The sequence below is a fragment of the Zhongshania guokunii genome, from assembly GCF_040892635.1.
Lineage (GTDB): Bacteria > Pseudomonadota > Gammaproteobacteria > Pseudomonadales > Spongiibacteraceae > Spongiibacter > Spongiibacter guokunii.
In genome coordinates, this window is record NZ_JBFRYA010000015.1 from 63,331 (window position 1) to 83,764 (window position 20,434).

The window sequence follows — 20,434 nt, forward strand, 5'->3', positions numbered from 1 at the left end:
GCCTTGTCCAATCATATAAAACTCTGCCGCACTGCGCTGCTCGCACTATTGCTAGCAGTGCAGCTGGCAAGCAATGCCGTGGCCGAAGGCGAGGCGAGCAAACAGCAGCTCCAAGAGCTTAATAAAAAAATAGGCCATCTAAAAAAGTCTATTAGTAGCCAGCAAAGCGAGCGCAGCAAAACCGCCAAGGCACTGCAAAGCATAGAAAAAGATATTGGCGTCACCGCTGCTAAGCTGCATCGCGCCAAGCAAAAATCACAGCAACAACAGCAAAAATTAAACGAACTAGAAGCCCACCAACGCCAACTTCGCAGTCAGCAGCAAAGCCAAAAAACGCTTATTGCCGAGCACGTACGCAGCGCCTATGCGCTAGGCAAAGAAAGTCAGTTAAAGATGCTGCTGAATCAAGAAAACCCCGAAGAGCTCAGCCGTACCCTCACCTATTTTGACTATTTCAATCGTGCCCGCAGCGCTGAGTTGCACAAATACCGCGACACCCTTCAAGAATTAGATGACATCAAGCCCGCGATCACCGCCGAAGCGGCGGCCCTTGCCAACAGTCGCCGCGAGCTTGAACACCAACAACAAGCGCTGCATGAACAAAAGCAGCTGCGTGCGAAAGCCCTGGCCGGTATCGATACCGAGATCGCAAATTCAAGTATTTCACTAAACAGCCTCGACAAGCAGCGCAAAGATCTCGAGAGCGTGCTGCAAGCCGTTGAGCGCGAAGTGACCAATATTGCCATGCCTGCCAACTACAAACCCTTTAAAGCCCTGCGCGGCAAAATGCCCTGGCCCATTAACGGCAAACAATTAAATCGCTACGGCGCAGCCCGCCACGGCAGCTCGGTAACTTGGCAGGGCATTCAAATTAGTGGCAATGAAGGCGACGCCGTCAAAGCCATTCACAATGGCCGGGTAGTCTTCGCCGACTGGCTGCGCGGCGCCGGCCTACTGATTATTGTTGACCACGGCGGCGACTACCTCAGCCTTTACGCACACAACCAGAGCCTCTTGCGCAGCGAGGGCGACTGGGTGCGGGGCGGCGAAGGCATTGCCACTGTGGGCAATAGCGGCGGCCAGCGCCAAGCGGGACTGTATTTTGAAATACGCTATAAAGGACGCCCCACCGACCCGCGCAGCTGGTGCAACTAAGCCCACAGGAGGTTAGGCTAAATTAGCTAATTACAGCTCGGCAGCTTTCACCAGCAAAGCAAGCTACAATAAGCCTCGTTTTAAAAACGTTCTGGGAATCCGTTTTATGCCTGATATGTTTCGCCACACATTTTCTGCTTTGCTGGTATTGCTACTGGCAACGCCTACCCCACTGCTGGCCGACAAAAACAAAAACACCGACCAAGCGGAGCAGCTGGCCGATGCGAGCAGCCAAGGCCAACTACCTCTTCAGGCACTGCGTAATTTTGCAGATGTTTTTAACCAAATCCGCCTCAGCTACGTTGAAGAAGTCGACGACAAAACCCTGCTCGAAAATGCCATTCGGGGCATGCTAAGCGGCCTCGACCCCCACTCCGACTATCTCGACGCCAGCTCATTTGAAGACTTACAAAACCACACCACTGGCGAATTTGGCGGGCTCGGCATTGAAGTCGGCATGGAAAATGGCTTTATCAAAGTCATCACCCCAATCGATGACACTCCCGCCGAGCGGGCCGGCATTCAGCCCGGCGACCTAATTATTCAAATCGACAACAAGCCCATTAAAGGCATGAACCTGCAAGAAGCGGTCACTCTGATGCGAGGCCCCGCGGGCAGCAAAATTGTACTTACCATTTTACGCAACGGCATCAACGCGCCCTTTGAAGTGAAACTCAAGCGCGATGTAATTACCGTTGCCAGTGTGCGCGGCGAAATGCTCCAGCCTGGCTACGGCTATATTCGAATTTCACAGTTTCAAAGCCGCACCGGCCAAGACCTGAAAAAAGAATTAGCCACCCTCAACGCTGGCCGCACGCCCCTAAAAGGCCTAATTCTAGACTTGCGCAACAACCCAGGCGGCTTGCTGCAAGCCTCAGTGCAGGTCGTGGACGAGTTTATCAACGACGGCCTTATTGTTTACACTGAGGGCCGCCTACCCAACGCCTATAGCCGTTTTATGGCCAGCGCCAAAGCTCCCGCCGATGACACGCCAATGGTGGTATTAATTAATGGCGGCTCGGCCTCGGCCTCAGAGATTGTCGCTGGCGCTCTGCAAGACCACCAGCGCGCCCTTATTGTCGGCACCCAAAGCTTTGGCAAAGGCTCGGTGCAAACGGTACTGCCGCTTTCGGAAGAGAGCGCGATCAAACTCACCACCGCCCGCTACTACACGCCGAGTGGCCGCTCAATTCAGGCCCAAGGAATTATCCCCGACATCGTGGTAGAAAAGGCGCGTATTGAAACCTTAACCGCGGGCATTCAAGTAACCGAAGCCGATTTAGCTGGCCACCTTGGCCGTGGCGATGGCGCAGAGAGCGACAGTAATAGTCGCAAACAAGATAAAAAAGACAAGAACGACAGTAATGAATTAGCCGCCAATGACAACCAGCTTTATGAGGCGCTGAACTTATTGAAAGGCTTGCACATTATGTCTAGCGCCAAGAAGGCCTTGGCCAAAGCGAACAGCGAAGCAGAAACTGCAACAAAGTAAGCGGCAAGCAGAAAGACAGGAAAAAAACGGGCCGCGGCCCGTTTTTTTATAAGCGAACTTCTATTCCCCGCGCCGCCATATAAGCCTTGGCTTCTGGTACCGTGAACTCACCAAAATGGAAAATACTGGCGGCCAATACAGCGTCGGCACGACCTTCAATAATCCCATCGACTAGGTGGTCGAGATTACCCACTCCGCCAGAGGCAATCACCGGCACCGCTACCGCGTCGGATATTGCCCGCGTTAACGCCAAGTCGTAACCGGCCTTGGTGCCGTCGCCGTCCATGCTGGTCAACAGCACCTCACCGGCGCCGTTATTTACCATTTTAATCGCCCATTCCACCGCATTAATACCAGTGTGCTTGCGACCACCGTGGGTGAAAATTTCCCAGCGCGGGCGGCCATCTGCTTCGTCGGCAACGCGCTTGGCGTCAATAGCGATCACAATGCACTGAGAGCCAAAACGGTCGGCCGCTTCTTTTACAAAATCGGGGCGGTGAATGGCGGCGGAGTTAATCCCCACCTTGTCGGCACCGGCGTTAAGCATAGCGCGAATATCTTTAATCTCGCGAATACCGCCGCCAACCGTAAGCGGAATAAACACTTCGGCGGCAATCTGCTCCACAATATGCGCAGTGGTTTCCCGACCTTCGTGAGTGGCAGTAATGTCGAGAAAAGTGATCTCGTCAGCGCCCTGCTCGTTATAGCGTTTGGCAACCTCAACTGGGTCGCCAGCGTCGCGAATACCAACAAAATTTACGCCTTTCACCACGCGACCTTTGTCGACGTCTAGGCAGGGAATAATACGTTTAGCCAAAGCCATTATGCTGTCCTGTTCCGGTGTTTAAGCCTTGCCGTCGCAATAGCTTTGCGCTTCGCGCAAATCGAGCTGACCTTCATAAATCGCGCGGCCAGTAATCGCGCCGAGAATACCGGCATCCGCCACCGCTTGCAGCGCGCGGATATCATCCATATTGGTTACGCCGCCAGAAGCAATCACTGGCAAGCCGGAAGCTTTGGCCATCGCAACAGTCGCATCAATGTTCACACCCTGCATCATCCCGTCGCGGGCAATGTCGGTATAAACAATGGAATCCACGCCGTCTTGTTCAAAACGCTTAGCCAATTCGGTGGCGAGCAAGGTGGACACTTCCGCCCAGCCATCAGTTGCCACTAAACCGTCTTTGGCGTCCAAACCAACAATCACCGAGCCAGGAAAGGCCTTACAAGCCTCGGCAACAAACTTAGGCTCTTTAACCGCCTTGGTGCCGATAATCACGTAATTCACACCGGCATCCAAATACTGCTCAATGGTGTGCAGCGAGCGAATACCGCCGCCAATTTGAATTGGCAAATTGGGGTAGGCCTTGGCAATGGCGCTAACCGCCTCGCCATTCATGGGCTTGCCTTCAAAGGCGCCGTTCAGATCGACCAAATGCAGACGACGGCAGCCTTCCTTTACCCAACGCGCGGCCATTTCAACGGGGTCGCTGCCATAAACGGTAGCGTCACTCATTTCGCCCTGACGCAGGCGCACGCAATGGCCGTCTTTTAAATCAATCGCGGGAATAATTAGCATAGTGAAACCTTAAAATTAGTCAGTTACTGGGAAGAAGGCCGCAGGGCGATCCCAGTTCAAAAAATTGCTCAGTAAACGCAGGCCCATATCACCGCTTTTTTCGGGGTGAAATTGCACGGCAAACACATTATCGCAGGCCAGAGCGGCGTGCACTTGCACCCCGTAGTCGCAGCTGCCCGCCACAAATTCTGGCGCATCCACATAATAGCTGTGCACAAAATAGAAACGGCTGGCGTCGGGAATACCCGCCCACAGCGGGTGCTCAATGGCTTGAACAACATTATTCCAACCCATGTGCGGAACCTTAAGACGCCCACCTGCTGCATCGCGCAGATCACTGCCAAAGAACTTAACAGCGCCCGGCAATACGTCTAAGCACTCAACGCCGCCATTCTCTTCACTGGTTTCCAAGAGGGCCTGCATGCCAAGGCAAATACCGAGCAACGGCTTTTGCGCCGCCACTTCCTGAATTACCTCGTCTAAGCCACGGGATTTAAGCTCTGCCATGCAATCGCGAATTGCGCCCACACCGGGAAAAATCACCCGATCGGCGCTTAAAATTGTGTCAGGGCAATCGGTGACAATGACCTTAACGCCATCACCAACCTTCTCGAGGGCACTGGCCACCGAGTGCAAATTACCCATGCCGTAATCGATTACGGCAACGGAAGACTTACTCATATTGAAAAATCCTAGAGACTACCCTTGGTAGAAGGCGTAATGCCCGCCATCCGCTCATCTGCCTGCAAGGCCATGCGCAGCGCGCGGCCAAAGGCTTTAAACACGGTTTCGGCCTGATGATGGGTGTTTTTGCCGCGCAAGTTATCGATATGCAGGGTTACCTTGGCGTGATTAACAAAGCCGTGGAAAAACTCAGAGAACAAATCCACATCAAAGCCGCCAACGCTGCCACGGGTATAGGGCACATGGTACTCCAGGCCGGCGCGACCAGAGAAGTCGATCACCACCCGCGACAAAGCCTCGTCTAACGGCACATAGGCGTGCCCATAGCGGGTAATGCCTTTTTTGTCGCCAACCGCCTCGGCAAAGGCTTGACCCATGGTGATACCAATGTCTTCAACGGTGTGATGAGCGTCGATATGCAAATCCCCTACCGCATGAACCTCAAGATCAATTAGACCATGACGGGCAATTTGATCCATCATATGATCAAGAAACGGCACACCCGTTTCAAAATGGGATTTACCAGTACCATCTAGATTGACGGCCACAGTAATCTGCGTCTCTAGGGTATTACGGCTGATCGTAGCTTTGCGCTCGTTCATCGACGCCTCATCGGTTATTTGCTTACAATGAGGTATTATAAAAAATCCCGAACCGTATTACACCAAGCAGAAACGTCATAAATGCCCGTATACGCAGAAATCATCACTAATCCAGACCAACAAGACAGCAGCGATCTGGAAATACTCTATCCTGGTAGCAGCGCCAAGCTGGTCGCCGAGGCCGCCGCTGGCAAGCTAATCTTGTTTGGCGGTCGCTTTAATGGCCGCCTGCTAGCTGCATGCACCCTCACCCCCATATTCGGTGGCGACTATCAGCTCGCACAGCTCTCTGTGCGGGAAGTGACCCGCCGGCGCGGGGTTGCTCGGCAATTAATCATCCAAGCCATGAAGCAACTCCCCCCCGACCTAAAGTGCATTTCGGCAGATTTGCGCAAAGGCCCAGAGCTGATTAACTTGTTCTCTGAGCTGGGATTTAGCGCCAACAACACCATCTGGCAGTGGCATCGCCCCGACGCATGAGTAAAACCACATTCAGTCAGCAATTGCTGCAATGGTTTGATATTGCCGGCCGCAAAGACCTGCCTTGGCAGCAAGACATTAGCCCCTACCGAGTTTGGGTGTCGGAAATCATGCTGCAACAAACCCAGGTCAGCACGGTAATCCCCTACTACCAGCGCTTTATGGCGCGCTTTCCTGACCTAGTTAGCCTTGCACTCGCGGCCAACGATGAAGTGCTCGCGCTATGGACAGGTCTTGGCTACTACGCCCGCGCCCGCAATTTACACAAAGCCGCCAAAATGATTTGCGAAGACTTTGGCGGGGTATTTCCCAACGATCCCGAAACCATCCAAACCCTACCGGGAATTGGTCGCTCCACCGCCGCGGCTATTTACTCCATTGCTATTGGCGGCCGCGCGCCGATATTAGACGGCAACGTAAAGCGCGTACTCAGCCGCTACGCCGCCATCGACGGCTGGCCAGGACTGAAAGACGTCGAGGGCCAATTATGGCTGCTCGCCGAAGACCTCACCCCTAACAAGCGCGTCGCCGACTACACCCAAGCCATCATGGATCTCGGCGCCACACTCTGCACCCGTAGCAAACCCAAATGCCCAAAGTGCCCAGTGCAATCTGGCTGCGCAGCCTATGCCGCCGGCAACCAAACTAATTACCCTGGCAAAAAACCAAAGAAAATAACGCCCGTTCGCGAGATTCACCTGCTCATCATTGAAAGCCCCGCCGGTGAAATTCTGCTAGAACAACGCCCCAATAGCGGCATATGGGGCGGCTTATGGAGCCTACCCGAGGCCATCGACTTTGACGCCGCCACGCATTATTTAGACAACACCCTCAACGCCAAAGGCCACATTCAGACTTGGCCAAATATGCGCCACACCTTCAGCCATTTTCATTTAGATATCACGCCACTGCACATCAAACTCAAGGCCGATATCAGCACCACCATGGAACCTCGCGAGATGCTCTGGTATAAGGGGCACAGCAATCAGCAAGTCGGCTTGGCGGCACCCGTCAAAAAATTGCTCGACGCCGTATTCAGCCAAGATTTACTAAGGAAACACAGCGCATGACCCGCACCGTATTCTGCAAAAAATATCAGCAAGACCTCGAAGGCCTAGACAAAGCCCCCTACCCAGGCCCAAAAGGCCAGGATATTTTCGAGAACGTCTCTAAAAAAGCTTGGGAAGAATGGCACGCCCACCAAACCATGCTCATCAACGAAAAACACCTGAGCATGATGGATCCAGCATCGCGAAAATTCCTGCAAGCCGAGATGGAAAAATTTCTTTCCGGCGAAGAATATGAAAAAGCAGAAGGCTACGTTCCACCCAGCGAATAAGTCATTGCGTTTGGGGCTTGACTCGCAGATTAGGAACAGGTTTAATACGCGCCTTCTGAGAAGCAGCCAAAGCTCTCAAATATGCCCAGATAGCTCAGTCGGTAGAGCAGAGGATTGAAAATCCTCGTGTCGGCGGTTCGATTCCGTCTCTGGGCACCACTATTTTCCCGTTTAAAATCATCGACTTACAACCAACCTCAAGCCAACTGATTTCTGTGGTTTTTGTGGCACTGTCCCCAAATTTGTACCCTCGATGCGCCGAGCTGCGTGTAACAACTGATCTGCAGCCAAATGCGCGTATCTGAGCACCATATCAACGGTCGACCAACCACCCAATTCCTGCAGCTCTTGCAGGCTCGTACCGCTCTGGACGTGCCAAGACGCCCATGTATGACGTAAGTCATGCCAACGAAAATCGTCAATACCTGCACGTTTTTTCGCCGCCGCCCATGCCTTAGTGGATGTTCGGTCTACGGGCTTACCCTGAAAAGTAAACACGTAATCCCCACCATCCCCGCGTCGCTTTTTAAGCACTTCCAGCGCATCACTGTTAAGCGGCACTGCAATTGCCTTTCGCGACTTAGACTGGTCAGCGTGTATCCACGCCACACGCCTCGATGTATCCACCTGATCCCAACGCAAATAACTAACATTGCGCTGGCGCAACCCTGTTGCCAGAGTAAAACGCGCCATATCAGCCAAATGCGGGGGTAATTCAGCAATTAATTTTGCTGCCTCATCCCGCGAGATCCACCGGATACGCTTTTTCGACTCTGGAAATAATCTGACCCTTGGAACCCGTTCAACCCACGCCCAATCATCCCGCGCCGCTCGGAGAATTGCCCGAATAAGCGCCAAATACCGGTTAGCCGTTGAGGGGCTAGATTCTGCTTTCTTGGTTTGTGCGATTTTGGCGATTAAATCAGCGTCGATCTCGTCGAGCCACTTATTCCCCAAAAACCGATCAAGCCATTTCAGCTTACCCAGATCTTTTTCGTGATCTGCCTTGTGATCCGTACTCCCGACCCATCGCACAACCGCGTCCTGCCATGTGCGCCGAGGCTTCTCCCCCAAACGATGTATCCGCCAGAGTTGCACCTTTAATCGGTCGTGATATTCCTGAGCCTGTTCTTTGTCTTCAATCCCAGTAGAGCGATATATTCGCTCGTCTGCGGGACTTGTGAGCTTAACCCACCAGACCTTTCCCCGTTTGTAGAGTGACATTGTGAAACCTCCTGTTCACAGCCACTTAACGGCGTTTGCCCAAGGCCAGAATATAGCGAGCGCAGATGCCAGACAAGATCCTCCTCCAGAAAGACCCATTGCTTGGCAGGCTTCGCGCCGCGAATGCGCCCAGAGCGCGCCTTTTCGCGTAGCGCCGACGGAGACATTTTGAGGAAGGCGGCAGCTTCTTTGAGATCCAGTGTTTTCAAAATTCATCCTCCCCTCCTTGCTCGATGCCAGGTAACGGACGATTAAAACGCAGGGCTTTTTCTCTCGCCTTTACAATGAGATAGCGATCAAGCGAATCATAACCATCCTTGGTCATACCGGCATGATAGCGCCGTGCATCACGTAGATAGCGACGCATAGCACGATCTAAATCCGCAATATTTTCACGAGCCATGTATGAAGACAGACCACCCAAACCATTCACGAACAAAAAATGATCGTCAGGCTCTCGACTAGTACGCACCCTCCACAAGTGCTTAGAAACATCGCCCCAGTCCGCCGCTTGAAGAATCGACCATACGGGATGAGTAGGCCACCTAGACCGAGTCTGATCCGAAGTAGGCGTCTTGAGCTGCATCCAATCACCAGAGGCATAACCCCAGAGCCCCGACATGCTAGAAAGCAACTGACCAACGGTTTCGACCTTCAACTCTCGCAGTACCGGACGCTTATACTGAAACTCTATCCGCCACACCTTCGCAGACCGATCCCAGCCATTTAAAGCCCATATGTCTTGTAAGTAGAGTTTTCGAGATTTTTGTATCTCAAGTGTTTTGTCATAGAGTCGCGCAACCAGATCCCCGCCCGCCCCGAACATATAACCGTTAAATTCGCCGTGTTCGCTATACGTATTTAGTTTGGCAGCACGACGCACCCACCAATGCTCCGGTGTCGCCGCAAAATCCAGATCAGTAACAAAGTCGACGCAAAGATCTACCCGACTTACCTGCAACGTCTCGGCATCCGGATTAAGCTGCAATAACAAATCGACTAATCGAAGAAGAACCGATTTAACACCCTCGCATGTCAATGCCTCACTTTGTAGCTGGCAATACGCCATCGGCAAGCTTGTGGCACTGCGCCCAGAAATTTGGAGGTGAAACCAGTTATCAACCAAGACATAGGGGTAGCGACCTTTCCCCTTATCTTTAACCTGAAACCGATGCTCACCTAGCTCCAGAAAAGCACCCGCGCGAACCTCAGGATCAGGCGATTGAGCCAGCTCCTTTGAAACACGCAATAGGTGTTCAACATCTTCGGAAATCTGCCCCTTGCACGAAATGTAGAGGGAATCGATCCCAGACCGCAGTATTGTGGTACCACTTAGCGAGTCCGTGCAGTTTGCAGGTGCTGTGTTACTAGGCGGCGCACTGCCATCGTCGAGACTGCCACCGTGCGGAGTCGGTTTTTGCGGGCGCTTCGCGTCCTCAAAACAGGCTCCTCCGGCGGCTCCATTTAGGGGTGTAGTGGTATCGTTTAGATTTTTAGCCATGCCCTGAACTCCTCAGGTAATTAATCATGGCCGCTATTAATAATCAGATTCGCACGGTAAGGACACGACATAAAATTCAAGGTTTTATGTCGGAAACTCTTTTCTCCAGCGCTCGATGAATTTCCAAAGACTTCGCCCCGCATCGCCATCGTCTGGAAAATAATTTAATTCTCGACAAAATAATTGGTACGCCGTTTCCTCCGTGAGACTGTCGATCGAACCCTCAATCTTAAGCGCATATAACGTATAACGTAGATCCTGATATGGAAGACGCCCCTTATGGGGCTGTTCCTTCATTGCACTGGCAAGCCTTTTCTCAAACGCTGAATCATTGACAGCTTTTGCTATATTTATGCGATTCTGAAAAGACGGAAGACTAATCAAAGACGAATCAACCGAAAGAAGTAACATCAAATCTTCATCAGTTGGATTTTTTAAATAACGACCAAGAAAATCTGACAATGGATAGCCATAATAATTTATCCCCCTCATTTGATTTTTAAGTGCGGTGAGCATCGGGAATATCTGCTCAAATTGTTCTGGCGTCAAATCTGGAGAGTCCAATGAAAACTCCCCCGCAATCACCTCATCGATAGCAACCTGAACAATATTTGGATCCCTTATAAACGCCATAAAGTCATCGAGCGCACCAAGAGTTTTTATGACCAGCAAAGGCAAGGCCATTAAAGGAATAGAATAAAACTGATGCCAAATAAAATTTGACCCTAGATAGGCTGCCATTTCCGTCTGCTTTTGAGCGAGCATGGAATGCAATTCACCGAACTGCTCATCCATTGCATAACGCATGGCACGAAAACTAGCCAAATGCTCTCGACTTAACCGACCAAACTCCTTCCCAGTCACAATACGTTCGACACCTCAAATACTCAATTATGTGACGCATTCAAGAATTTACAAGTTAGCCACCGCTTTTTCTGACACTTTTGGGAAATCTTCTTTGCGTACTGGTCTGCAGATAGCGGACGCTTACTTCTATGCCGAGTATGATTACAGTAAGAACAAGCCGCAACGATATTGGCTCGCTCGTTTTTCCCGCCATCTTGCTTCGCAACAACATGCTCAGCAGTGCATCTCAGCAAGCGAGCTTGCTTAATCGAAACGCCGTTGAGCGCACTAAATTCAAGCAGGCCATCACCCAGCCACATTGGGGATTTACAGTAGAAGCATTTCCCAGATTGAGCCGAAAATGCAATTGCGCGAAATTTACTAATAGAGCTAGCGGGCATACGAAGCATCCGAAAAAGCCGAATGCCCTCATTGCGAGTCATAACGGTAGCTAGCCGATTGCCGGTCTAACTATAAAAATTAGCATCAAACCAATTACTGGCCTTTCACTTTCAAGTTAGAATAATCAACTAAATTTCGTACGTCAAATTACGTTTCACTACTGATTTACAAACTAGAACAACCAAGTCATTACTGGCTACCTAACTCTCCCAATAGCCCTTTTACCGTATTAAGCCCACCTTCAGTATTAAGCAATTCAATAGGCCTAACCCCTTCAATCTTTGGATGCTCAGTCTCCAGCCATTTAAATGCTCGACCTTCTTTCCCCAAGACCTCTTTAGCTACGACCAATGCCGCCTCAAGTAAATCCGGCCGCTCATACCAAGAAGTAGGTTTCGCTGTTGATTTTCGCTTACCCTGAATAATTCGGGGCAATTGAGATTCCGACAACTCATCATCCGTTATATAAGACCTACACCAATGCACTGCATTTGCTATTTCAGTGTTAGGTTCGCGCACCCTGTCTCGGGTAGGAACAATTAATCCAAGGATAGCGCCTGTTTTTTGACGAATCATTTCCGCTGCCGGAGCTATATCAGTATCATTTGTCACCAAAACAACATGATCCACATCATTAGAAACCGCATCGTAAAGCGCATGCAGCGCCAAATTGACGTCTGATTGCTTTTCTTCCAACTTCCATACTGTCGCAACCTGATTGCAATCTCGGGGCAACTTTTTGGGGTCAACTGCATCGACTACTTTTAGATTAGCCTTACCCAAATCATAGTAGCCTTGAATGATCTCAACTCTTTCGGGATGGAAATTTGATAAAGCCGTGTGATACCTAGACTGCGAGGACACCGAGTCGATAGCTTTTGCTGCGTTTGCGAGAATAGGGGCGGTAAAGTACTTAATCGCCAAAGGGCAGAATTCAACCTTAATACTATCGTAAGGAGGAGGTATCATTATGCTTGCGATAATTTTTTCAAACAGGAGGGGTAGATCCAACCACTTATCTGGAGTCCCTTTAAGGCATCCGTAGTATAAGTTAAAGCCGTCTACGTAAATCCGTGTTCGCAGGACGTCCTTTGATTCCATTTTTATTATCTAACCTATAGATATGAAAAAACCGGCACTTGGCCGGCTTTTTCCCCCACTCTCCAGGCAGTCAATGCCGCACCGAAGTATGGGTAAGTTGTTGGAGACATTGTGTCTTCTTCATCCAACAATGTGAAATAACTTTTTGGAATAAGAAGGCGCCTCAAAATCAACTTATCAAGCACACACCCATTCTGCTCTAAACTCTACGCCTGAACCCCTTATCTTTCCAGAAAAAACTGCCAAAATTCAATAAGAGAGATACTAACCAATTGTTTTAATTGCATATTTATTACAAAGACCCGCTACCAAAAGTTGAATACCTTAATATGGTACGAATCCATATAGCAGTTCACCCCAATTAACTGCTAGTTATTGAGATTTACTGCCATAGGCAAAGAAGGGGAAACGCCGTAAGCAACTGATTTATAAGTAAAATTTATTCAGCCTTTACGAATTGAAAATCCTCGTGTCGGCGGTTCGATTCCGTCTCTGGGCACCATACCCCACCTCAAGAAAACCTCAAATCGCTTAAAACCCCTTTATTTATCTACATCTTAGCGTACTATTACTCCAAATTGATCCAGATTAACCCAACTTCATCCGGGGTACTTCTGGGGTACAAATAGGGGGACATGATTAAAACCCCGATTCTTGTACCCCCATCGTACAGGAGTCGAAAATGGCCCTCACTGACAGAGAAATTCGCCAAGCTAAACCAAAAATTAAATTGTACAAACTCTCTGACGAGAAAGGGCTTCGCCTACACGTAATGCCCAACGGGGCAAAATACTGGCGTCACAAGTACTACCTCAACGGGAAGGAAGGCAATGCCGCCTACGGCGTATACCCAGAAGTATCCCTACGCGAGGCTCGCGACCGGCGCGACGAAACTCGAAAACTGCTTCGCGACGGCATCGACCCAAAGGAGCTCAAGCGCTCAGAAAGAACTGCCCGCGCCATAGCGACCGAAAATACGTTCAAATGTATTGCTAACGCGTGGTACGACCAGCAACTACCCACTTGGTCTCCAGCGACAGCGAAGAAGCGACGAGCATTACTCGATAATGACCTAATACCATGGCTTGGCCCCCGCCCTATAAACGAAATCAATGCTCTTGAGCTTCTTCAAACTCTCAAGCGAATTGAAAATCGTGGCGCCGCTGAAACAGCACGAAATGGTCGTCAGGTTGCTAACCAAATATTCCGCTACGCGCGCCTAAATCAACTATGCAATCACGACCCCGCATCCGATCTGCGAGGAGCTCTCGCACCAAAGGTCGCGAAACACCGACCAGCAATTACCGATCCTGCTGAGTTCGGCAAGTTACTGTTAGCTATCGAAAAATACCAAGGCACATTCGTCGTCAGATGTCTTCTCGCCCTATGCCCAGTTCTATTCCAGCGCCCGGGAGAGATGATCGCCATGGAATGGGCTGAGATCGACCTAGAGAAAGGCGAATGGAACCTGCCCGCGGAAAAAATGAAGATGCGAATCGCGCATACCGTGCCACTACCCCCGAAAGCTCTGGAAATCCTCAAAGACCTCCACTCGCTAACTGGGAAATATAAGTTTGTCTTCCCAAGCCAGCGATCCCCGCGAGACAAGCACGCCAGCAACGGCACAATTAATAAAGCCCTCAAAAACATGGGGATTGATACGAGTAAAACGCATTGCGCTCACGGCTTCCGTGCATCGGCACGAACCATGCTCGACGAGCAGCTCGGCTTCCGAGTCGAGTGGATCGAGCATCAGCTCGCACACCAAGTACGAGACCCGCTTGGCAGAGCCTACAACCGAACTCAACACCTACCCCAGAGGCAGGAGATGATGCAGAAATGGGCAAACTACCTTGACGAACTGAAACAACAAAGCCTTAGCCCTAAAGCTACTTCAAAGGGATATGAATATGGGGTTTAAATCAGCGTACACCGCAGAAGAAATTGCACTAATTTGGTCCGGGATATACAGCTATTTCAACGGGAAAAAACATTTTGCTTTCCACACACTAGAGGAGGCGAAAAAGGAATACGATTTAATCATAAGTGATTACTGGCGCCTCAAAAACAACGAAACACCCAAAAATGACTACGAGTACTATGCAACTTTTCTGGGGGATGAAAATAAAGCAGCATTCTTTGAATCCGCTTATCTCGGAGCAATTGGACGGCTTAAGGCCATCAACCAGGCAATTGCAATCGGACATATTCCAACGCATCAACTCCGCGATCTGCAACTAATTGACCAAAAGGCCATAGCCGCATGGTTTATGGATCAAGACAACCTCGAACAAGCTGAATTCTTCTACTCCAAAATACGTTCAATCTGGAAACCGGAACCGCTGAAACTGGCGCCTGCCCCCATTTCAGGTGATATATCAACCAAAACGAAGAACGCGTACCTTAAAACAATCAGCGCTCTATCGATGGCCTTAATATCAGGCTCCACCGGCAAGCCATTCACCGATGCAGAGGTTGTTCTTAGCCTTCTTGATAAGGCCGGGATCGAGCATCCTGTTAGTCGGAGAAAGCTCGCCGAGTACCTCAAAGAAGCCGGAGACAACTAGCCATGGAATATTCCACGCTCATTTGGAATGTTCCAAAACACCACTAAAAATCTCTATTAAATCCCTTGCCATGTTCATTCGACTTAAGGAGTCCGAAACATGGCAAACCAGCCCCTCAGCAATATCCCCGAGACTGGCTTTCTACGCCTACCGCAAATCCTCGAACTAATTCCTATCGGAAAAAGTACGTGGTGGGCTGGAGTCAAAAGCGGTCGCTTCCCCAAAGGCGTAAAACTAGGCCCACGCACAACCGCGTGGCGTTGCGAGGACATCAGATCACTGATTTCAAACCTTAACTAAGGGCGGTTTTATGACCTCCCTTATAGAGCGTTTGCACACGCCGAAATTGTACCCCCATTTTCAGCGCTCCATTTCCACTAAAGCCCGCAATACGCGGGCCTTGCCAGCCTCCAGCCACCGCTATTCGCCCTCGGTAATTTATATTATCCATAGTGTAATCCTTAGCTTTCCATTCTCGCCCTTATCTCAACTATTCTGCGGCCTGATTGCAGCCAGAAGACCGCTACTATCAGCCGTACTGCCAAGCGCCTGCCATGAAAAAGATTGTTAGTGGCAATGTCATGGTAAATGGCTACCCGCTTCAATTGGGACCCGGTAAAGCGCATCTAGGCCACTACCTTGAAATCCTGCAAGCAGCGGCCGATCAATTGGATGCCATGCTCTCCCACCACAGCAAAGTGCTTGTGTTTCGCATAGACTTTCACCTGCATGCGGCCACCACTGACAACGCTCCGATGTCAGGTTTTGTCAGGCGATTTCGCAAAAAGCTAAGCCGACGCGATTTTAAACGACTGGGGTTTATCTGGTGCCGAGAGCACAATACCGGCAATGCGCAGCACTACCACGCAACGTTTATCGTTGACGGCAATAAATGTCGCCATCCTCACAATCTTATCAAGCTCATCCAATATGAGTGGGAGTGGCGAGAGCTAGGGAGGGTATATGTACCGGCCAACTGCTACTACTTGGTTAGGCGCAACGCACCATATTCGGCTAAGCGGGCCTTGGCTCGCATGTCTTACTTGGCCAAAGTAGACACCAAACAGCAGCGAAGCGCTTCGACCAACGATTACTCCGCTAGCAGGTTGCGACATCGACTCTTGCCAGCAAAACATACTGACGCATACTAGGGAAATACTAGGAATCTCAACAGCCCAAACTTTCAGTCAAACACCGCGATAATGAAGGATCAGAATAGATGAAGACACCGCAGGACTTTAGCAATGAACTTAAAAGACGCTTCACCCAGATGTGCATGGCGTCCAAAGAAGGCTACAAAGCGTCACCCACCGAGCGCCACCGCCTAGAGGGCTTCATCCAAGCTGGGGTCTATGTCGGCCTCATCGACAACTCAAGTGCGAAAAACACCCTAGAAACCGTGTACCAAGACATATTTCAAGAACCAATGAGCACGGCAGCCAAACCGAACGCCAGTAATTGGCGACTGGAACTGCGTGATTACTCCCTATACGACACCCCAGCCTACCTGCGCGCACCGGAATAAAACCAGACAGAGCGCCCCATATCAGGCAAAATCTCAGCTAGAACCAATAGACGAGTAGAATCGTCACGGACGACTCAGAGACACCATAGACCTATGTTTGAACAAACCTTCAAAAATATCGACGACATCCTTCACAAAGACGCGGGCTGTTCTAGCGAGCTGGATTACACCGAGCAAACCTCGTGGATGCTGTTCCTGAAATACCTCGACGATTTCGAGCAGGAACGCGCCATGGAAGCCGAGATGATGGGCGAGGACTACCCCTACATTATTGATGAAGCTCACCGCTGGAGTGCCTGGGCCGCGCCGAAAGACGTCAACGGCAGCTTTGATCACAATACCGCCCTGACCGGCGACGATTTAATGGACTATGTCGACGGCGAGCTATTCCCTTATCTCAAAGGCTTTAAACAGCGCGCCACTGGCCCCGACACCATTGAATACAAGATTGGTGAGATTTTTGGCGAGATTAAAAACAAGATTCAAAGCGGCTACTCTCTGCGCGACGCCTTAGAGAAAGTCGATGAGTTGCGCTTTCGCTCCCAGCAGGAGAAACACGAACTCAGCCACCTTTACGAAACCAAGATCAAGAACATGGGCAATGCTGGGCGCAACGGCGGTGAATACTACACGCCACGGCCACTGATCCGCGCCATGATTGACGTTATTCAGCCGCAAATAGGTGAGACGATCTACGACGGCGCTGCCGGTTCCGCGGGCTTTTTATGCGAGGCCTACGACTACCTGCGCAAAGGCGGCCGCGAGCAAAAAGAACTGTCGACCAGTGCGCTAAAGACCCTACAAGAGAAGACCTTTTACGCCAAAGAGAAGAAGTCACTGGCCTACGTCATCGCCATTATGAATATGATTTTGCATGGCATAGAGGCGCCCAACGTCGTTCACACCAATACCCTTGGCGAGAATCTACAAGACATTCAGCCCAGCAACCAGCACGACATCATTCTCGCCAACCCACCCTTTGGCGGTAAAGAACGCAAAGAAGTGCAGCAGAACTTCCCCATTAAAACCGGCGAAACCGCATTTCTGTTTTTGCAGCACTTTATTAAAATGCTCAAACCCGGTGGCCGCGCCGCCATCGTTATAAAAAACACCTTTTTATCAAACACCGACAACGCAGCCGTTGCCTTGCGCCGCGAGCTGTTAGAAAACTGCAACCTACACACCATACTCGACTGCCCCGCTAAAACCTTTTTAGGTGCAGGCGTAAAAACCGTGGTGCTGTTTTTCACCAAGGGCGAGCCGACTCAGAACATCTGGTACTACCAACTCGACCCCGGCCGCTCATTAGGCAAAACCAACCCGCTTAATGACGCTGATATGGCAGAGTTTGTAGAGCTGCAAAAGACCTTCGCTGACTCGGAGAAATCTTGGACGGTATCAGTTACCGAGATTGCCCAAGGCACAGAATCCGATTTATCGGTGAAAAATCCCAATACCAAAGAAGAAGCGGCCCTGCGTGAACCGGCCGATATTATTGCAGAGATAATTGCGCTGGATAAAGAAAGTGAAGATATTTTAGCTGGTATTGAGGGATTGCTGTGATGCCCGCAAGACTGCAAATTAGTCATCTATTCAATGTGCGCTCAAGTAAACGTGTTCTAAAATCCCAATGGCAAAAATCTGGTGTACCATTCTTTCGAGGGCGCGAAATTTCAACTCTGAGTAAAACCGGGTGTGTTGATAATGAGCTATTTATCTCCGAAGAGCTTTACTTAGAATTCACATCTAAGTATGGAGTCCCCAAAACAGGGGATATAGTGATTACCGCTATCGGCACTATTGGAAACTCATATATTGTCAAAGATAGTGATCGTTTTTATTTTAAGGACGCAAGTGTTCTATGGCTTGAAAAAAAGGCAGACGTAGATAGTCGCTTCATTGACCTATGGTTTAAATCTTCAAATATGTGGAACCAATTGGATCACGGGAAAGGAGCCACGGTTGACACACTCACTATAAGTAAACTCGCGAGCCTAAAGATCGACCTCCCCCCACTACCCGAACAAAAACGCGTAGTCGCCCTACTCGATAGCGCCTTTGCCGACATTGACAAGGCTCGCACCAACGCCGAGCAGAACCTGAAAAATGCCCGCGAGTTGTTTGAGAGTTATTTGCAGCAGGCGTTTCATCAGCGTGATGAGAGCTGGATAAATGTCGGCATGTCTGACATATGTGAAATCACACCAAAACTTGTTGATCCGAAAGAAGACCAATATATAGATCTCCCCCATATAGGCGCGGGAAATATAATCACGAACACCGGCGAACTAATTGACGTCAAAACTGCTCGAGAAGAAAATCTCATTTCTGGAAAATTCATTTTTGACGACTCAATGGTTCTTTATAGCAAAATCCGCCCCTATCTTATGAAAGTATGTCGCCCCAGCTTTACAGGACTTTGCAGTGCTGACGTGTATCCACTTTCTCCTATTCCAAAAAAAATTGACAAAAATTATTTGTTTTATTTACTGCTAACTAAAGACTTTACTGATTATGCCATCGCAGGTTCAGGACGAGCAGGCATGCCAAAAGTTAACCGTATCCACCTTTTTAACTATCAGGTATCAATACCAAACCTCGAGAAACAGAGCTTGCTAGTCAAAAAAATTGACTTGATAGTAGAGCAATCGCAAGCACTAGAACAACATTACTCCTTGAAACTAAGCTTGCTCGACGAACTCAAAAAATCCCTACTCCATAAAGCCTTCACCGGCCAGCTAAGCGCGAACGTTGCCAAAGCCGCCACCGACGGACAGGCGGCCTAATATGCGCATTGCAAAGGACTGTAATGATGCATAATGACATTCTGATTTATCAGCAATATGGCCACGAGGTTGAGGTGCGGCTGGATAGCCAGCAGGAAACGCTGTGGTTGAGCCAGAAGCAGATGGCCGAGCTATTCGACAAGGATGTACGTACCGTCAATGAACACTTAAAAAACATCTACAAGGAGGCCGAGCTAGACTCGGCAGCAACTATCCGGAAATTCCGGATAGTTCGCACTGAGGGCAAGCGCCAAGTAGAAAGGGAAGTAGACCACTACAACCTAGACGCGATTATTTCAGTGGGCTACAGGGTCAGCTCTAAAAAAGGCACGCAGTTCCGGATTTGGGCCACTCGCACCCTCCGCGAGCATTTGACTAAGGGCTACACCCTCAACCGCCAGCGCTTTGAGCAAAATGCCGAAGAGTTGCAACAGGCTTTGGCCCTGATCCAGAAAACCGCCAAGTCACCCGCGCTCTCTGCCGAGGCTGGCAGCGGCTTGGTCGACATTGTGAGCCGCTACACCCAAACCTTTTTATGGCTACAGCAATACGACGAGGGCTTATTAGCCGAACCAAAGGGCGCCACTGGTGGCGCCCTGCCCAGTGCCAACGAAGCCATGGCTGCGTTAAACACCTTGAAGCAAACCCTTATGGCACGCGGTGAAGCCACCGATCTGTTCGCCCGCCTGCGGGAAGATGGGCTGGCGTCGATTCTCGGCAACCTCGACCAAACCGTATTCGGTGAGCCTGCTTACCCCACCATAGAGAGCAAGGCTGCTCATCTGCTGTATTTTGTGGTGAAGAACCACCCCTTCAGCGACGGCAATAAGCGCAGCGGCGCCTACTTGTTTGTGGACTTTCTGCACCGCAATAATCACCTCTACAACCCCAAAGGCGAAGTCATTATTAATGATGTAGGCCTTGCCGCGCTCACCCTCTTAATTGCCGAGTCGGCTCCCGCTCAAAAAGAGGTGCTAATTCGGCTGGTGATGCATATGCTTAATAGTATGGAATGAGGGTGATATTTCTTGACTCAAAATCTTAAAAAACCACATATACGGTAGAGAAGAAAATTTTACTTAATAAATATCAAATAGTTAGAGACCATTTACTTTCTTGACTCGCTCTTGATTCCGACGCGCAGCGATGGA

At 50.0% G+C, this 20,434-nt stretch carries 22 protein-coding genes, 1 tRNA gene and 1 pseudogene; 14 read left to right on the top strand and 10 right to left on the bottom strand.

The features are described 5' to 3' along the window. Positions 1-3: 3 nt before the first annotated feature. Both AB4876_RS15510 and AB4876_RS15515 read left to right on the top strand, forming a co-directional pair. Positions 4-1,155 carry a murein hydrolase activator EnvC family protein gene (locus AB4876_RS15510; RefSeq protein WP_368382665.1) on the top strand — a complete coding sequence of 384 codons (1,152 nt, stop codon included), beginning with the start codon at positions 4-6 and terminating at the stop codon, positions 1,153-1,155. 106 nt (positions 1,156-1,261) lie between these two features. Next, positions 1,262-2,647, top strand: a complete 1,386-nt coding sequence (locus tag AB4876_RS15515; protein ID WP_368382666.1) for a S41 family peptidase — start codon at positions 1,262-1,264, stop codon at positions 2,645-2,647. A gap of 46 nt (positions 2,648-2,693) precedes the next feature. Here the strand turns inward: AB4876_RS15515 and hisF are convergent, their stop codons facing one another. From hisF to hisB, 4 genes are read right to left on the bottom strand one after another with little or no spacing between them, the layout of a single operon-like run. Then, positions 2,694-3,470, bottom strand: coding sequence for an imidazole glycerol phosphate synthase subunit HisF (hisF, locus tag AB4876_RS15520; RefSeq protein WP_368382667.1), 777 nt, complete (start codon positions 3,468-3,470; stop codon positions 2,694-2,696). 21 nt (positions 3,471-3,491) lie between these two features. After that, a complete protein-coding gene (gene hisA / locus AB4876_RS15525) occupies positions 3,492-4,226 on the bottom strand; it encodes a 1-(5-phosphoribosyl)-5-[(5-phosphoribosylamino)methylideneamino]imidazole-4-carboxamide isomerase (RefSeq protein WP_368382668.1) in 735 nt (244 codons plus the stop codon). A gap of 15 nt (positions 4,227-4,241) precedes the next feature. After that, the gene (gene hisH, locus AB4876_RS15530) at positions 4,242-4,907 is read right to left on the bottom strand and encodes an imidazole glycerol phosphate synthase subunit HisH (RefSeq protein ID WP_368382669.1); all 666 of its coding nucleotides are present in this window, start codon (positions 4,905-4,907) and stop codon (positions 4,242-4,244) included. Between the two features lie 11 nt (positions 4,908-4,918). Beyond that, entirely contained in the window at positions 4,919-5,512 is a 594-nt protein-coding gene (gene hisB / locus AB4876_RS15535; protein ID WP_368382670.1) for an imidazoleglycerol-phosphate dehydratase HisB, read from the bottom strand. Positions 5,513-5,593: 81 nt separating this feature from the next. On the opposite strand from hisB, the gene AB4876_RS15540 reads away from it, so the two are divergent. The 4 genes from AB4876_RS15540 to AB4876_RS15555 all read left to right on the top strand — a co-directional run bounded on the left by AB4876_RS15540 (position 5,594) and on the right by AB4876_RS15555 (position 7,490). Next, the gene (locus AB4876_RS15540) at positions 5,594-5,992 is read left to right on the top strand and encodes an acetyl-CoA sensor PanZ family protein (protein ID WP_301029473.1); all 399 of its coding nucleotides are present in this window, start codon (positions 5,594-5,596) and stop codon (positions 5,990-5,992) included. After that, positions 5,989-7,062 carry an A/G-specific adenine glycosylase gene (mutY, locus tag AB4876_RS15545; protein WP_368382671.1) on the top strand — a complete coding sequence of 358 codons (1,074 nt, stop codon included), beginning with the start codon at positions 5,989-5,991 and terminating at the stop codon, positions 7,060-7,062. The genes AB4876_RS15540 and mutY overlap by 4 nt, the downstream gene beginning before the upstream one ends. Then, on the top strand, positions 7,059-7,331 hold the full coding sequence (locus tag AB4876_RS15550; RefSeq protein ID WP_301029470.1) for an oxidative damage protection protein: 273 nt from the start codon (positions 7,059-7,061) through the stop codon (positions 7,329-7,331). Before mutY ends, AB4876_RS15550 begins: the two co-directional genes overlap by 4 nt. 83 nt (positions 7,332-7,414) lie before the next feature. Next, positions 7,415-7,490: transfer RNA gene (locus AB4876_RS15555), tRNA-Phe, on the top strand. An 18-nt stretch (positions 7,491-7,508) separates the two neighbouring features. Here AB4876_RS15555 and AB4876_RS15560 read toward each other — a convergent pair. The 6 genes and pseudogenes from AB4876_RS15560 to AB4876_RS15585 form a co-directional block, all read right to left on the bottom strand. Next, positions 7,509-8,555 (bottom strand): tyrosine-type recombinase/integrase, encoded by a 1,047-nt coding sequence (locus AB4876_RS15560; RefSeq protein ID WP_368382672.1) that lies wholly within the window; start codon positions 8,553-8,555, stop codon positions 7,509-7,511. Between the two features lie 83 nt (positions 8,556-8,638). Next, positions 8,639-8,764: pseudogene (locus AB4876_RS15565) on the bottom strand (helix-turn-helix domain-containing protein); the annotation flags it as partial. Further along, positions 8,761-10,056, bottom strand: a complete 1,296-nt coding sequence (locus tag AB4876_RS15570) for a hypothetical protein (protein ID WP_368382673.1) — start codon at positions 10,054-10,056, stop codon at positions 8,761-8,763. The gene AB4876_RS15570 and the pseudogene AB4876_RS15565, both read right to left, overlap by 4 nt. A gap of 84 nt (positions 10,057-10,140) precedes the next feature. Next, a complete protein-coding gene (locus AB4876_RS15575; RefSeq protein ID WP_368382674.1) occupies positions 10,141-10,920 on the bottom strand; it encodes a hypothetical protein in 780 nt (259 codons plus the stop codon). A 23-nt stretch (positions 10,921-10,943) separates the two neighbouring features. After that, the gene (locus AB4876_RS15580; RefSeq protein WP_368382675.1) at positions 10,944-11,345 is read right to left on the bottom strand and encodes an HNH endonuclease; all 402 of its coding nucleotides are present in this window, start codon (positions 11,343-11,345) and stop codon (positions 10,944-10,946) included. Positions 11,346-11,493: 148 nt separating this feature from the next. Next, the gene (locus tag AB4876_RS15585) at positions 11,494-12,315 is read right to left on the bottom strand and encodes an antitoxin Xre/MbcA/ParS toxin-binding domain-containing protein (protein ID WP_368382676.1); all 822 of its coding nucleotides are present in this window, start codon (positions 12,313-12,315) and stop codon (positions 11,494-11,496) included. Between the two features lie 772 nt (positions 12,316-13,087). Here AB4876_RS15585 and AB4876_RS15590 point away from each other — a divergent pair. From AB4876_RS15590 to AB4876_RS15625, 8 genes are all read left to right on the top strand, one after another. Continuing rightward, positions 13,088-14,326 (top strand): tyrosine-type recombinase/integrase, encoded by a 1,239-nt coding sequence (locus AB4876_RS15590; RefSeq protein ID WP_368382677.1) that lies wholly within the window; start codon positions 13,088-13,090, stop codon positions 14,324-14,326. Continuing rightward, the gene (locus tag AB4876_RS15595) at positions 14,316-14,972 is read left to right on the top strand and encodes a hypothetical protein (protein ID WP_368382678.1); all 657 of its coding nucleotides are present in this window, start codon (positions 14,316-14,318) and stop codon (positions 14,970-14,972) included. The genes AB4876_RS15590 and AB4876_RS15595 overlap by 11 nt, the downstream gene beginning before the upstream one ends. Positions 14,973-15,071: 99 nt before the next feature. After that, positions 15,072-15,272: a helix-turn-helix transcriptional regulator gene (locus tag AB4876_RS15600; RefSeq protein WP_368382679.1), complete on the top strand. Its 201-nt coding sequence runs from the start codon at positions 15,072-15,074 to the stop codon at positions 15,270-15,272. Positions 15,273-15,526: 254 nt separating this feature from the next. Further along, positions 15,527-16,123: a YagK/YfjJ domain-containing protein gene (locus AB4876_RS15605; protein ID WP_368382680.1), complete on the top strand. Its 597-nt coding sequence runs from the start codon at positions 15,527-15,529 to the stop codon at positions 16,121-16,123. 68 nt (positions 16,124-16,191) lie between these two features. Beyond that, positions 16,192-16,497: a hypothetical protein gene (locus AB4876_RS15610; protein WP_368382681.1), complete on the top strand. Its 306-nt coding sequence runs from the start codon at positions 16,192-16,194 to the stop codon at positions 16,495-16,497. A 93-nt stretch (positions 16,498-16,590) separates the two neighbouring features. Then, on the top strand, positions 16,591-18,060 hold the full coding sequence (locus AB4876_RS15615) for a class I SAM-dependent DNA methyltransferase (RefSeq protein WP_368382682.1): 1,470 nt from the start codon (positions 16,591-16,593) through the stop codon (positions 18,058-18,060). Next, the gene (locus tag AB4876_RS15620; RefSeq protein ID WP_368382683.1) at positions 18,060-19,283 is read left to right on the top strand and encodes a restriction endonuclease subunit S; all 1,224 of its coding nucleotides are present in this window, start codon (positions 18,060-18,062) and stop codon (positions 19,281-19,283) included. The genes AB4876_RS15615 and AB4876_RS15620 overlap by 1 nt, the downstream gene beginning before the upstream one ends. Before the next feature lie 23 nt (positions 19,284-19,306). Beyond that, positions 19,307-20,299 carry a virulence RhuM family protein/type II toxin-antitoxin system death-on-curing family toxin gene (locus AB4876_RS15625; RefSeq protein ID WP_368382684.1) on the top strand — a complete coding sequence of 331 codons (993 nt, stop codon included), beginning with the start codon at positions 19,307-19,309 and terminating at the stop codon, positions 20,297-20,299. The last annotated feature ends 135 nt before the right edge of the window (positions 20,300-20,434 follow it).